Raw genomic sequence first — 13,953 nt, 5'->3', positions numbered from 1 at the left:
TGTTTGGTTTACCACTTCCAATAATTAAGGTTTTTGCGCGTTTTAAACTGCCTAATAATATTAAATGGTTTAGGTTTTAGCTTTTCGTCACTAAGTAAAAACTCATTCGTTGCAGCCACTACTCGCTCACTTGATTTACCGTCTGTGTATGGGTGCAGCTGTTGGCAATAGCTTTCTATATTTTGCATCAATGTTTTAGGGTAGGTAAATGCAAGGTTTATCGCGTCTTCTAGCTTATTTGGATCTGTTACGTTTAGTAAGTGCTTGTCTGGGGCATTATTACAAAAGGTCACAACAGGCTTTCGCTGCACTATAAACATTAAAAGCACCGACGAGGTATCACACAGCATTACATCGGCCGACTTTAATAAGGGGACTACGTCGTCGGTTTCAATAAAGGTTAAGTTTTGATTACTTAATGCTTTGTATTTATTAACAAGCTCAATAGGCATTTTAGGATGAAACTGCATTAATATGCGCCACTTTCCTGTTTCGCTAAAGTGCTTTATTTGCTCGTAAAGCTTAGGTGCAAGTGATAAACGTTTTGAAAAAGTAGAACAAATTAAAAGTGTAGGGCGAGTGTCGGCTTTGCTGGTATATGGGGTTTGTAATTCGCCAGTAAACAAGCGGTCGAGCGTTGGCCAGCCAGTTTCAGTCACTTTAAAATAACCAAGCTTTTTTTGTAAGGCTTTAAATGGCACTGTGGTATTGGGGCCTTGAGTACAGTAAAGATCAAAGCAGCCCCTTGCTTTTAGGTGGTCGTTGTTCCCTTTTTTATCAAGTTTTCCGGCATCAAAACCATGAAATACACCCACTTTAATACCCGGAAAAAACGTAGGAATTAAATTAGCCGGTGCAAACGTAGCATCGGGTTTCCAGTTGTGAATGTCGTCTATTGAATTCAGACGTATTTCATCGGGTGTTAAAAAGTCAGGGTTTACAGAGCTACCTTGTAAAAACCAGCGTACCTGACCACCATTCGCTAATATGGCCGCCTGAATAGGCCTCAAAATTGCGTATGAATAATTTTGAGATATATACATTAAGTATTTTTTATTTTTGGTGGTGGTTAAGTAGTTCAAGCTAGCTCCTCGACTCTTTAGCACAGCTAGTTTACCCGATTGTGACAACCATATAAATATTCTTGCTAAATCTCTTAACCAAAGTTCAGGTTATTTAGTTTCAAGCCCAAGATTGAGCTTTGAAGTTGGCTGGATTATCATACCGCACATAACCCCATACCATACTTTGCTCATAGAGCATCCCTAACCCCGGAGATAGCATGACTAGCTATAAAGTTTTAGACGTAAACGATGATTTACCCATCCGCACCAAAGGTGAAGTACACAGTGGTAAAGTGCGTTCAGTTTATTGGCTAACAGACGAAGACAGTGCACGATTAATTAAAGATAAAGGCTACAAAGTACCCGCAGATACTGAGCTGGCTATTATGGTAATTTCGGACCGTATTTCAGCATTTGATTGTATTTGGCAAGGTGAAAATGGCTTAAATGGTGTGCCGGGTAAGGGGATAGCACTTAACACCGTTGCATCATATTGGTTTAAATTATTTGACGAAGCAGGCCTAGCTGGCAATCATATTGTGGATATTCCGCACCCATATGTATGGATTGTTCGTAAAGCAAGCACAGTTAAGGTAGAGGCGATAGCGCGCCAATATATTACGGGTAGCATGTGGCGTGATTACGCTAAAGGGACACGTAACTTTTGCGGTATAGATTTACCTGAAGGGTTAAACGCGAATCAAAAACTCGATAATGTACTTATTACGCCATCAACCAAGGGGATTATTGAAGGCGTTGCCGACATACCGCCAGTAGACGATGTAAATATTACCCGCGAGAACATAACAAATAACTTAGACGTATTTAATTTTAAGTCGGCAGACGACGTTGCAAAATACGAAAAGCTGTTAGTAGAAGGTTTTGGTTTAATTAGTACAGAGCTTGCCAAGCTTGACCAAATTTTTGTAGATACCAAGTTTGAATTTGGTTACGTAGAAGACCTAAATGGCGCACAACAGCTTATTTACATCGACGAAGTGGGTACACCAGATTCATCGCGTATATGGGATGGCGCTGCGTATCGAGATGGTAAAATTGTTGAAAACTCTAAAGAAGGCTTTCGCCAATTGTTAATTAATAACGTGCCAGAAAGCGACGTATTACTAAACAAAGATCGCATGGCTGAGCGCGAAAAATTAGCAAAAGAGTATATTTTACCCGAATCAGTCATGCTCGAAGTGTCTAATACTTATGTGGGTATTGCCAGTAAAATAGTTGGTGAAGCAATTACTATTCCTGAAGATCCGCGCCAAGAGGTCATTTCTATTTTAGACGCTGATTATGGCTTAATTGTAAAATAGCCATACTAAAGAACTAAAAAACCCAGTGGCTAACTTTTTATTTTTAGTTACTGGGCTATATTCCTTGCAATTAACCCCTGTAATTAATTACCTTAACCTAACGTTAATAGTTAGGTGTTGTTATGTTTGAACGTTGTTTGCAAAAAATAACTAAAAGTTGCCGTTTTTTAACCATGGGTTTGTTTTTTGGTTACTTTTCTAACGCCGCTGCACTGGAGTTGGTAGTAGAAGATCAACACGGTAGTAAACTAGCAAATGCTGTTATTGAGCTACACTTTAACGCCGAGCAATTAGCCAAGCCAAATCTTCCTGTAGCCACTATGGACCAAGTTCATAAACAGTTTTTGCCAGAGCTATTAGTTGTGCAAAAAGGGCAGCAAGTTGACTTTCCAAATAGCGATAATATTCGCCACCATGTGTATTCTTTTTCGCAAGCTAAGCCTTTTCAGCTAAAGTTATATTCAGGGCAACCAAAAGCACCTATTACTTTTGACAATCAAGGGGTCGTTGTTTTGGGGTGTAATATTCACGACTCTATGGTTGGCTACATATATGTGGCAGGTAGCAAACATGTTTATAAAACAAATAAGCAAGGCAAAGTAACCTTGCCAAATAACCTATTACCGATTGAATTAAGTGTATGGCACGCTTTGCAAACAGCGCCTTTGGAGAATAAAAAAATTATAACAGTAAGCGCTAAAAGCAAACACACCATAACGGTAAACACATCTACACCTGCACCAAGAAACACCTTTGGTAGTAAATTTAAGGCTGGTAATGACTCATAGTTTAAAAAACCGAATTACCTCACTCTGCGTAGGGCTGGTGTTGTTAACAACGCTGGTGAGCGTTGCTAGTTTTTGGTGGTCAACAAGTCAGTTTCAGGAACAAAAAGTAGACCAAGACATAAGTGTTGCGCAAAACGTTTATAAGCAATATTTAACCTCAAAAGAAAGTCTATTGTTAACAGCAGCTAAAGTATTAACTGCCGATTTTGGTTTTAAACAAGCGGTTGCCACGCGCGATGCGGGTACCATAAGCAGTGTTTTGTATAATCACAGCCAACGGATAGACGCGCAATTAATGTTGCTTATAGATTTATCGGGTCAGCTAATTTCGTCAAATTTAGAGCAAGGTGCCTTTGAAGACGACTTGCGACCTTTACTCGCAGAGCTATTTAACGCACAAGAGCAATCCACATTTGTAGTGTTAAACAATGAGCTTTACCAGGTTATTTTATTACCTGTAAAAGCCCCAAGAACCATAGCTTACAGTTTAGTAGGCTTTAAAATAGACGACAGTGTTGCTAGCGAGCTTAAAAGCTTAACGGGCATGGATGTAAGTTTTGTAGGCAGTGCCGACAACCTAGTTATTAGCTCGTTAGATGAGCGCCCAACGCCTTTTGAACCGGTGAGTTATTTTAACTCGGCCACCACCTCACGAATATTTGGCGAGTACCCGGTTTACCGAAACCGAGATATTAATTTAGCCTCTTTGGCAACACACCCAATTATTATTTTATTAAGCGCCGATTTAACACAAAGTTATAGCGATTTTGAAAAGCTATTTTTTACCCTTATCATTTTGTCTATCTTAACGATGTTTGTGGGTGTAATAACAAGTAGCTTATTAGCAAATAACTTAACAACGCCGCTTTCTCAGCTGGTTGTAATTGCTAAGCAGTTTGCGCAAGGTAATTATAATTTTGAGTTTAAAGGTAAAAAACAAAGCACAGAAATAACGACCTTAGTTAATGCGTTCGACAACATGGGTAACGACATCAACAAGCGTGAACAACAAATTAGTTTTCAGGCGCGACACGATACTTTAACCGGCTTTTATAATCGCTCTGCGATGTTAGAAGTGTTGGACAAAGAATTAAGCGAATTAACTCAATATACGCTTGTAGCTATAGATATAAAAGGGTTACGCCATATAAACGATAAGCTTGGCCCGCGCATTGGCGATGAATGTATAAAAACCGTGGCATGCAGAATTAGTGAGTTTTCGGATGAGTTTGGTGGGATTCATGCGCGTATTGGGGGAGATGAGTTTTTAACGGTATTTCCAAGCAGTGCGGTTAGCGAGAAAAAGTGCGGCATAGAGGGGTTAATTGTTAGGCTTCAAGAGTGTTATACCATTCAAAAGCTAAAAATTAACTTACAGTTTAGTACCGGGGTATTGCAGTACCCATCGCAAGGCACTGCCAGTGATGACTTAGTAAGGCGAGTGCTTATTGCCGTAGAAAATGCGGCAAATAACCAAAACCATATACATTATTACCAAGATGGCGAGGACGAGGCCCACTTAGATCGTTTAATTATGCTTGATGAATTAAAGCAAGCTATTAGCGACGACGATGGTCAGCTGTTTATGACCTACCAGCCTAAGCTGCATATGCAAACTCAAAAAATAGATAAAGTTGAGTCGCTTATTCGTTGGCAGCGTAAAGATGGCAGCTGGGTTAATCCCGAGTTATTTATTGATTTAGCCGAGCGCTCAGGGCTAATTGTTGAACTAACTGCATGGGTAATAAATACCGTTGTTGCACAAGTTGCCGACTGGAAATCGAAGGGTATTGAGCTTCAAGCCGCTATTAATGTATCGGCACAAGATATTGCGTATCCGGGGTTTCATGCCGCGTTAGTCGCTACGCTAAAAAAACATAATGTGGATGCAAGGTTAATCACTATTGAATTAACCGAGCGCGACATGATAGAAAACGAAGAAAAGGGCATAAAAGCGCTTAAAGATTTAAAACAAATTGGCGTTAAAATATCGCTTGACGATTACGGGGTAGGGCAAACATCGCTGGGGCGTTTAAAAATGTTACCTATTGATGAGCTTAAGCTTGATAAATGTTTTATTTTAAAACTAGATGCCTCTCAAAAAGATCAATTTATAGTGCAGTCGTCAATTACGCTTGGGCATCAGTTAGGTTTTTCGGTGGTGGCTGAAGGGGTCGAAACCGAAGAGTCGTTAGCTTTACTTGAAACAATGCAGTGCGACCATGCACAAGGTTACTACCTTAGCCGGCCTTTAAAAGCTGATTTATTAGAACAATGGCTGGAAGAATACTATGGTAAAAATTAAGTATTTATTTGTCAGTGTTTTATTGCTAGTAAGTTTGCCAACGTTTGCCAACAGTAGCGGAAAGTTACTAGCAACACCGGGTGTATCTCAAGTTGAAGGTAGCGGCGGTGGCGGTATTGTGCCTTGGGCTCAGCTTGCAGGTTATGCGAGCGAAGATGAATTTTCGGTAAATGGTTTTTGTAGCCGAGCGGATGTAAGTGATTACGCATTAAATGTATGTGGTGCGCAGTTAAACTTATTTAATCGGGTAGAGCTAAGTTACGCAAAACAAGAGTTTGACGTGCCAGCACTTAACACAGAAATAGAGCAATCGATTACCAGTGCAAAAATACGTTTATATGGTGATATTGTTTACAGCCAATGGCCGCAGTTAAGTTTAGGTATACAGCATAAATCGCTAGATGACGGCACCGTAGCCAAACTTGTTGGCGCAGAGGATACCAGCGGTACAGATTTTTACTTGGCTGCCAGTAAGCTTCACTTAGGTGCACTTGCAGGTTATAACTGGTTTTGGAATGTAACAACACGCTATAGTGCAGCCAATGAATTGGGACTACTCGGTTATGGTGGCGGCAATGCTGACAGCGCGTTTTTATTTGAAGGTAGCACCGCTGTATTTTTAAGTCGTGAATTGGCAATCGGTATTGAGTATCGTCAAAAAGCGAATAACTTAAACTTGGGTGAGCAAGACTGGAAAGACGTTTTTGTTGCCTGGATGCCTAATAAAAACGTGAGTGTAACTGCCGCATATTTAGATTTAGGGCGTATTGCAGGGGCAGACGATCAAACGGGTTGGTACTTATCGGTAACAGGGTATTGGTAATGAAGTTAATTGCAGTTGGGTTTTTATGTGTAGGTATTTTAATGGGCTGTGCGAATAAAGCACCGCCTACTCTATATTACCAAATTGGCGGTAACGCCGGCATAGAAAAACTAATTGATAGCTTTATTAACCAAATAGGCAATGACGAGCAGGTATTTCACTACTTTGAGCACACAAACATAGCGCATTTTCGTCAAGGTTTTATTCTGCATTTGTGCATGCTTACCGATGGTCCGTGTAAATACAGCTACGCAGGTGATTCAATGGTAGACATACACACCGGCATGAATATAACAGAAAAAGATTTTAATCATGTTGTTGATTTATTAGTGAATGCCATGAATGAGCAAAACATACCTCATCCTATTCAAAATAAAATTTTGTCAAAAATGGCGCCATTAAGAAGCGACATTATTAACATATAGTGGATAAACATTATTTTCTGTTTACCTACAATACAAGCCATTACTTATGTACAATGAACAATATTGTTACTTTATTGTATATTTTTCATGTTTGTATATTTCGACGTCCAGCATATTTATTATTTACCTCAATATATACCTGTAATTGAAAAATTATCACAAAGAGGTCATCAATGCGCATTAGTATTTTATAGATCTCAAGAAAAACAATTTATAGATATTTGTGAGACATTCGCAGTTGAACATTCAATAAAAGCAATTTGGTTGGAAGATAAATCAAATACATTAGATTTCTATCAGGGTGTTGAGTGTGATTGGGTCGTGTTTGGTAATGCGTTTTTAGACGTTGATAAGCTCAATAATAAAAGTGTATTAATGCAGCATGGCATAGGTCCAAAAAGCTGCTACTACGATGTATCAAACACAACGACTACCGTTCGCTTTGTTGAAGGTGAGCATCGTTTAAAACGATTAAAAAACTTATATCCAAATGGTAATTTTGTTGATAGCGGCTATGCGAAATTAGATCCAATTATTAACAACTCAGTCGAAAAAGTTGACTTGGCTGGGTTGGGTTTAGATAAGAATAAGCCAACACTTTTATATGCCCCCACTTTTTATCCGAGCTCTATTGAGTGTATGAGCGATGATTTTCCAGAGTGTTTTCCTGATTATAATATTATTATAAAACCACACTTTTTTAGTTTGTCTAAACCGCGTTATAAAAAACAAAAAAGTAAAATCATGCGCTGGCAAAAATATAATAATGTTTATTTAACAAGTGAAAGTGAATTTAACTTAACGCCTTTTTTAGCGGTTGCAGACATAATGTTATCAGACGCGTCGTCTGCTATATTTGAGTTTGCAGCTCTGGATAAGCCTGTTGTGTGGTGTGACTTTTACAAGTTGCGATGGAATTATAGAGGTATATTTTCTTATCGTTTTAAGGCACGGCTTGATGAGGACATAAATTATTTTCACAAAATTTGTCAAAGGGCTGAACAGTTCAGTGATGTTGTATCTGCAGTTCAGTTGTGTGCCTCAGAGTCTGAAGAATTTAGATTTAACCGGAAAAAAATTATAGAGCAGCTTGCAGGAAAAATAGATGGAAATTGCGCTGACCGTATAGTTAATTACTTAGAGAGTTATGAATGAAACGAGTTATTACATTTGGTACCTTTGATATTGTTCATGTCGGTCATATTAACATTTTAGAACGCGCCAAATCCTTAGGTGACTATTTAATTGTTGGGATATCATCAGATGCACTCAATATGCAAAAGAAGGGTAGAACTCCAGTTTATAGCGAAAGTGATAGAGTTAAAATAATTAGTTCTTTACGCTGTGTCGATGAAATTTTTATAGAGCATTCCCTTGAGCTCAAAGGCGATTATATAAAAGAACATGATGCAGATTTGTTAGTAATGGGGGATGATTGGGCAGGTAAATTCGATAACTTTAAAACGTTATGTGACGTACAATACTTAACTAGAACACCTTCCATTTCAACTACGGAAATAATTGAAGTAGTTCGCAATCCTTCATAAAACTTAGAAGAGCGATAATTGAGTAATATTTTGATTATTACTCTAAACCCCATTCGCTTTATTATTAAAAGGGTATCAAATCAAAAACTTAATAACCTGCCAGCAATTACAAAAAAGGCTAAACGACCCTGATTTAGTGTTGTTTGATGCGGGTATGCTTCGCCCCGGTGTTTTAGGAACTTATGTGCCTGAAGCTATGCTATCCAATGCAAAGCGGTTTGACATAAAAAATGAGCTAGCAGATAAATCAAACCCGCTATCAAGCACAATGTGTAATGCACAGCAGTTTACACAGGTTATGCAGCATGCGGGTGTAAACCATGATTCGTTTATTGTGGTATACGAAGATGCCGGCTTATTTAGTGCTGCAAGGGCGTGGTGGATGCTAAAAGCCATGGGGCATCACAATGTAAAGGTATTAAGTGGCGGCCTTAAAAAGTGGTTAGCGTGCGGCTATGCAGTGCAGCAAGGTTATAGTGAGGCTTTAACATGTGGTAATTTTGACGCAAGTCATAATCTAAGTTACTTTATTGGTCGCCAGCAAGTATTAGCAGCAATAGATGATGCTAATACTGTATTATTAGATGCGCGTGCCTATAAGCGCTTTACTGGCGAAGAGAGCGAACCTCGAAAAGGCATGCGAGGTGGGCATATACCACAAAGCCGTTCATTGCCTTTTTTAGATTTATTAACCGATGGCGAGGCTAAAGCTTTTGAAGAAATAAAGAAAAAATTTGAGAACGCTGTAGGTACTGCAGAGCATATTCAATTTAGCTGTGGATCAGGTATTACAGCGTGTATTTTAGCTTTATTTGCTGATGAATGTGGTTATAAAAACTTAAGTGTTTATGACGGTTCTTGGAGTGAGTGGGGCGCGAGTGATTCATTGCCTATCACCAAAGATGTATAAGTGAAAATACCATAACAAGCAATTTTTGTAGGCGCCTTGCTTGCTGGCACGTTTAATTTATACATAGTCACATTAACAACCTTTGCGTGAGCAAGCTTCACGCCTACGTGTGGGTAACTTTAAATGTTTATTACCACCGAGAGCACCGAGGCGCTGCGCGCTACACTGAGTAGAGCGTAACGTTTGATTGGTTTTAAAATTACTTCTCCTGCACTACTCCTTGTTTTCTCTGTGGTGAATAAGTCACTTTTTGTTGTATTACTTAATAGCATTTAATTACCACCGAGCGCACCGAAGCGCAGCACGCTACACTGAGTAGAGCGTAACGGTTGATTGGTTTTAAAATTACTTCTCCTGCACTGCTCCTTGTCTTCTCTGTGGTGATAATAATGTTTTATTCACTTTGAAACCTTTTACAGCTTGTATCCATAAGGGCAGTTTTTACAGCCATTTTTACAACAGGTTCCTCGCTTTAAAAAAAACCACTTACTAAATACCATGTAGCCATTTTGCATGGTGTAGTCGAGCTCTTCAATTAAGTTATCGTTTCCTCTAAATGCTTTTGCAAACTCTATTTGGCTTTTTATTGGCTGAGTATAAAGCGCTTCAAGGTAGTGATTAATCTTTTTGAGTGTACAAGTTTGGCACAAACAGCTTGTTGCTGTTGCGTCTAGGGGTAAAATGGCAGGTAACTGGTTACACCAACATGCGGTTATATTATTTACATTACAGTTAAGCACTGTATTACATTGGCTGCAGTTTGTTTGAGTCATTTTAGTTCTTATCAACAGTAGAGCGTCAAGAATAACAAACATTATGAATATACAAAAAGCATTAGCAGAATTTATTACGTTTTCGGCACAAAGAGACGATGCAATATCGGTTATTGTGTCAACGCCTGCATATGGTCAAGCGCCCTTATATACATTAAAAACTGACGTATTAGTTGATGTAATTAAACGCTGTTTGAGTGGTGAAATAGATTTAGATGACTTAGAGCTTTGGGCTAACGTTATTGAGTCAAGAGAAGACGTTGATTGCGCTGAACACGAGGGCGTTATTTATGCGCTTAGTAATAGCGAGCAAATGGGCGAGCTTGATCACCAAAAGCTTGAAAAAATACTGGCATTGTTAAAGGGTTAAAGTATAGGTTAACTTAAAACCGCATTTAAATTAGATGCGGTTTTAGTATTTTTTAATAACTTGGTTACTTGTGATATCCCAAGCAGGTTTCTACTTCGTTTTTAGATCCTAAAATAACCGCTACACGCTGGTGGATAGCGTCTGGCTGAATATCCATAATACGTTCAGAGCCTGTTGAGGCAATGCCGCCGGCTTGTTCTACTAGCATAGCCATTGGGTTTGCTTCGTAAAGTAGGCGCAGTTTATTGGGTTTATTAGGATCTTTAGTATCAGTTGGGTAAGTAAATACACCGCCTCGGCTTAGTACGCGATGAACATCGCCTACCATGGCCGCAATCCAGCGCATATTAAAGTTTTTAGCGCGCGGGCCGGTATCGCCTTCTAATAAATCATTTATGTAATTTTGCATAGCGGGTTGCCAATGACGCTGATTAGACGCATTAATCGCAAACTCGTTTGTATCTGCAGGTATAGTGGCAAAGTCTTCTGTTAGTAAAAAGCTCCCTTGGGTTTTATCAAGGGTGAACATGCGTGTGCCTTTACCTGTACTAAGCGCTAACATTGTTGATGGGCCGTAAAGTACATAACCTGCCGCAACTTGCTTGTGGCCAGGTTGCATAAAAATACTTTCGTCTGCTGCATCTGAGCCTTCAGGCGCTTCCATAATTGAGAATATAGTCCCTACCAGCGAGTTAATATCGGTGTTTGACGACCCATCAAGTGGATCAAATGCCACAATATATTTAGCGTCGGGGTTTCCTGCAACGGTGTAGTCTTCTTCTTCAGAGGCAATGGCTTTAACTGTGCCCGACTCCAGTAAAATATCTTTTAATAGCTGATTAGATAATACATCGAGCTTTTTTTGAGTTTCGCCTTGAATGTTTTCATCAAGTGTTGAGCCTAATACGCCAGAAAGCGCACCTTGGCCAACACGAAACGATATTTCTTTACATGCCGCTAAAATAGTTCGGATTAATGATAATAGTTCTCTTGGGCAACCGTCTTCTAGCAATACTGGAGGGAGTCTACGCATTCTATTTTCCTGATAACGTGTTAAAACCAATCATAATGTGAGAGAGATTAGTTTAGAGCGCTGAAATTCGTCTTAAATATCTGTATTGTTTAAATACCGCCCTATAATGGGGGCACCTAATCGTACCTAAAACGCCAATAACAAAGATAAGATTATGAAAAAAATACCACTACTAAGTTACATATTCTTTACTGTGTTGTGCTCTATCATAACTCAAGCGCACGCAGCAATTAAGTCAATTGATGAATTTACTACACAAATGAACCACTTTCCGGGGTACTACTCGTTTTATTACGATACTCAAAACGGCAAAGTGTATTTAAAGGTAGATAAGTTTGAGCAGCAGTTTTTATTACAACAAAGTTTGCCATACGGGATTGGGTCAAACGATATTGGACTTGATCGAGGCCAGCTTGGCAACACGCATTTGGTACAGTTTGAGCGCTTTGGCGATAAAGTTATGCTGCGTGCTGTAAATACTTACTACCGTGCTAACACTAATAACAAAGCCGAGCAGCAAAGTATCAAAGAGGCATTTGCATCAAGCATATTGGCGGGCTTTAAAGTGGTTGCAGAAGACAAAAGCACGGCACTTATTGACTACACGCCTTATTTATTGAGCGATGTACATGGAGTAAGCCGTACATTAGCTGCCCGTAAGCAGGGTAATTTTAACCTTGATGAATCACGAAGTGCGGTTTACATGGCGCGTTCAAAAGCCTTTGTAAAAAACACCGAACTTGAAGCCGTGCTTACATTTAAAGGCGCAAAGCCGGGTAAGTTTGTACGCCAAGTTAGCGCCGACCCATATACTGTTACCGTACATATGCACCATTCACTTGTTCAATTACCAGATGATAATTACACACCACGTAAATTTAACCCGCAATCGGGCTTTTGGAGCATTGAACACAAAGATTACGCAGCGCCTTTAGGCGAGTCGATGTATGTTCGTTATATACCGCGTCACCGTTTAGCAAAAAAAGATCCGAGCTTACCTATTAGCGAGCCGGTTGAGCCTATTGTTTATTATTTAGATCCCGGTGTACCAGAGCCAGTTAAAAGCGCCTTACTTGAAGGCGGTAAGTGGTGGAATGATGCATTTAGCGCTGCAGGTTATAAAAACGCGTTTATTGTTAAAGTATTACCAACTAATGTTGATCCCATGGATATTCGTTACAACGTAATTCAATGGGTGCATAGAGCAACACGTGGCTGGTCATACGGAAGCTCAGTTATTGATCCGCGCACCGGTGAAATATTAAAAGGCCATGTGACGTTGGGTTCGCTTCGTGTTCGCCAAGATATATTAATTGCAGAAGCGCTGGCTGCTCCTTATTTTAAAGGCGATGAAGTTGCTAAAAACTTACACGCTATGGCGCTTGATCGTATTCGCCAGTTAAGCGCCCATGAAATTGGTCATACATTAGGTATTGCCCATAACTTTGCGGCATCAGTAAGTGATAGAGCCTCAGTAATGGATTACCCGCACCCATTATTGAGCTTTAATGAACAAGGCAAGCTTGATGTAACACGAGGCTATGCAACAGGTATGGGCGTATGGGATACCCAGGTAATTAAATACGGTTATAGCGACTTTACTAATCAAGATGAAAACGCAGAGCTGGCAGCAATTTTAAAAGATAATAAAGCCAAAGGACTAGCGTTTATTTCAGATTCTGACGCGCGAGCTAAAGGAGGCGCTCACCCAACGGCTCACTTATGGGATAACGGCGCTAACCCATCAGAAGAGCTTTTACGTGTTTTAGATGTTCGTAAAAAGGCACTTTCGCAATTTGGTATTAATAATATTAAGTCCGGTGTTGCGTTATCTCAGTTAGAAGAAAAGCTTGTGCCACTTTATTTATTTCATCGTTTTCAAGTTGAGTCTGTGGTTAAGTTAATTGCAGGTATAAATTACGAATATGAAACACGCGGTGATGAGCCAGTCCAAGGCGCTCAGGTTGTTGATAAGCAAGTGCAACAAGATGCAGTTAATGCCATTTTAGCAACGCTTACAGCCAAAAATTTAGTTATACCTGAATCGGTATTATCGTTAATTCCGCCAAAAGCATATGGTGAGTCTAAATCGCGCGAAAGCGTAGTGGGGCGTACAGGGTTAACACTTGATGCAATGGCTTTACCAGAGGTTGCAGTGCAGCATAGTTTATCGTTGTTGCTTAATCCACAGCGCTTAAATCGTTTAGCGCAACAACAAGCCCGTAATAACCAATTTTACAGTTTAGATGCGTTATTAAAGCAGTTGTATAGCCATGTTTATAATGTATCGTCGCCCGATACAATGAAAGGCAAAATAACCCAGCGTATACAGTTTTTAACAGCAAAAACCTTTGCTGACTTAGTGGCAAATAATAATGTAAGCCCAGAGGTACAAGCGCAACTTCGTTATTACTTAGTTAAGTTAAGTGACGACTTTAATCAAAACACGATGCTGAGTAATACAAGCACCGGTGAAAGCGCATTTAAGCAATACCTAGCAGTGCAGGTAAAACACTTTTTAGCCAATGGAGAGTGGCCTAATAACTTTAAGGTTCTGCCTATACCGCCAGGTTCACCCATTTAATTTTATAAG

The 13,953-nt window shown here is 39.6% G+C and carries 13 protein-coding genes; 10 read left to right on the top strand and 3 right to left on the bottom strand.

Annotated elements, in window-relative coordinates; genetic code table 11:
• Positions 1 to 8: 8 nt before the first annotated feature.
• Complete coding sequence (locus MTF67_RS03015; protein WP_248518661.1) at positions 9 to 1,082, bottom strand: CDP-glycerol glycerophosphotransferase family protein; 1,074 nt, start codon at positions 1,080 to 1,082, stop codon at positions 9 to 11.
• Positions 1,083 to 1,282: 200 nt separating this feature from the next.
• On the opposite strand from MTF67_RS03015, the gene MTF67_RS03010 reads away from it, so the two are divergent.
• The 8 genes from MTF67_RS03010 to MTF67_RS02975 all read left to right on the top strand — a co-directional run bounded on the left by MTF67_RS03010 (position 1,283) and on the right by MTF67_RS02975 (position 9,184).
• Positions 1,283 to 2,386: a phosphoribosylaminoimidazolesuccinocarboxamide synthase gene (locus MTF67_RS03010; RefSeq protein ID WP_248518660.1), complete on the top strand. Its 1,104-nt coding sequence runs from the start codon at positions 1,283 to 1,285 to the stop codon at positions 2,384 to 2,386.
• A 122-nt stretch (positions 2,387 to 2,508) separates the two neighbouring features.
• The gene (locus MTF67_RS03005; protein ID WP_138739978.1) at positions 2,509 to 3,174 is read left to right on the top strand and encodes a methylamine utilization protein; all 666 of its coding nucleotides are present in this window, start codon (positions 2,509 to 2,511) and stop codon (positions 3,172 to 3,174) included.
• Entirely contained in the window at positions 3,164 to 5,479 is a 2,316-nt protein-coding gene (locus MTF67_RS03000) for an EAL domain-containing protein (RefSeq protein WP_248518659.1), read from the top strand. Before MTF67_RS03005 ends, MTF67_RS03000 begins: the two co-directional genes overlap by 11 nt.
• Positions 5,466 to 6,302 (top strand): DUF3034 family protein, encoded by an 837-nt coding sequence (locus MTF67_RS02995; RefSeq protein WP_248518658.1) that lies wholly within the window; start codon positions 5,466 to 5,468, stop codon positions 6,300 to 6,302. Before MTF67_RS03000 ends, MTF67_RS02995 begins: the two co-directional genes overlap by 14 nt.
• Positions 6,302 to 6,727: a group 1 truncated hemoglobin gene (locus tag MTF67_RS02990; RefSeq protein ID WP_248518657.1), complete on the top strand. Its 426-nt coding sequence runs from the start codon at positions 6,302 to 6,304 to the stop codon at positions 6,725 to 6,727. The genes MTF67_RS02995 and MTF67_RS02990 overlap by 1 nt, the downstream gene beginning before the upstream one ends.
• Before the next feature lie 87 nt (positions 6,728 to 6,814).
• A complete protein-coding gene (locus MTF67_RS02985) occupies positions 6,815 to 7,882 on the top strand; it encodes a CDP-glycerol glycerophosphotransferase family protein (protein ID WP_248518656.1) in 1,068 nt (355 codons plus the stop codon).
• Positions 7,879 to 8,274 carry an adenylyltransferase/cytidyltransferase family protein gene (locus MTF67_RS02980; RefSeq protein WP_039036343.1) on the top strand — a complete coding sequence of 132 codons (396 nt, stop codon included), beginning with the start codon at positions 7,879 to 7,881 and terminating at the stop codon, positions 8,272 to 8,274. Before MTF67_RS02985 ends, MTF67_RS02980 begins: the two co-directional genes overlap by 4 nt.
• Before the next feature lie 79 nt (positions 8,275 to 8,353).
• Positions 8,354 to 9,184, top strand: coding sequence for a sulfurtransferase (locus MTF67_RS02975; protein ID WP_248518737.1), 831 nt, complete (start codon positions 8,354 to 8,356; stop codon positions 9,182 to 9,184).
• 413 nt (positions 9,185 to 9,597) lie between these two features.
• Here MTF67_RS02975 and MTF67_RS02970 read toward each other — a convergent pair whose 3' ends face one another.
• Complete coding sequence (locus MTF67_RS02970; RefSeq protein ID WP_248518655.1) at positions 9,598 to 9,957, bottom strand: DUF5522 domain-containing protein; 360 nt, start codon at positions 9,955 to 9,957, stop codon at positions 9,598 to 9,600.
• 43 nt (positions 9,958 to 10,000) lie between these two features.
• Here MTF67_RS02970 and MTF67_RS02965 point away from each other — a divergent pair, with 43 nt between their 5' ends.
• Positions 10,001 to 10,327: a hypothetical protein gene (locus MTF67_RS02965; protein ID WP_248518654.1), complete on the top strand. Its 327-nt coding sequence runs from the start codon at positions 10,001 to 10,003 to the stop codon at positions 10,325 to 10,327.
• A 64-nt stretch (positions 10,328 to 10,391) separates the two neighbouring features.
• Here the strand turns inward: MTF67_RS02965 and MTF67_RS02960 are convergent, their stop codons facing one another.
• A complete protein-coding gene (locus MTF67_RS02960) occupies positions 10,392 to 11,360 on the bottom strand; it encodes a class 1 fructose-bisphosphatase (RefSeq protein WP_006792050.1) in 969 nt (322 codons plus the stop codon).
• Between the two features lie 154 nt (positions 11,361 to 11,514).
• Here MTF67_RS02960 and MTF67_RS02955 point away from each other — a divergent pair, with 154 nt between their 5' ends.
• Positions 11,515 to 13,944, top strand: coding sequence for a zinc-dependent metalloprotease (locus MTF67_RS02955; RefSeq protein ID WP_248518653.1), 2,430 nt, complete (start codon positions 11,515 to 11,517; stop codon positions 13,942 to 13,944).
• The last annotated feature ends 9 nt before the right edge of the window (positions 13,945 to 13,953 follow it).

The organism is Pseudoalteromonas sp. 2CM32C, from assembly GCF_023161925.1.
GTDB lineage: Bacteria > Pseudomonadota > Gammaproteobacteria > Enterobacterales > Alteromonadaceae > Pseudoalteromonas > Pseudoalteromonas marina.
This window is presented reverse-complemented; position numbering and strand designations above follow the sequence as displayed.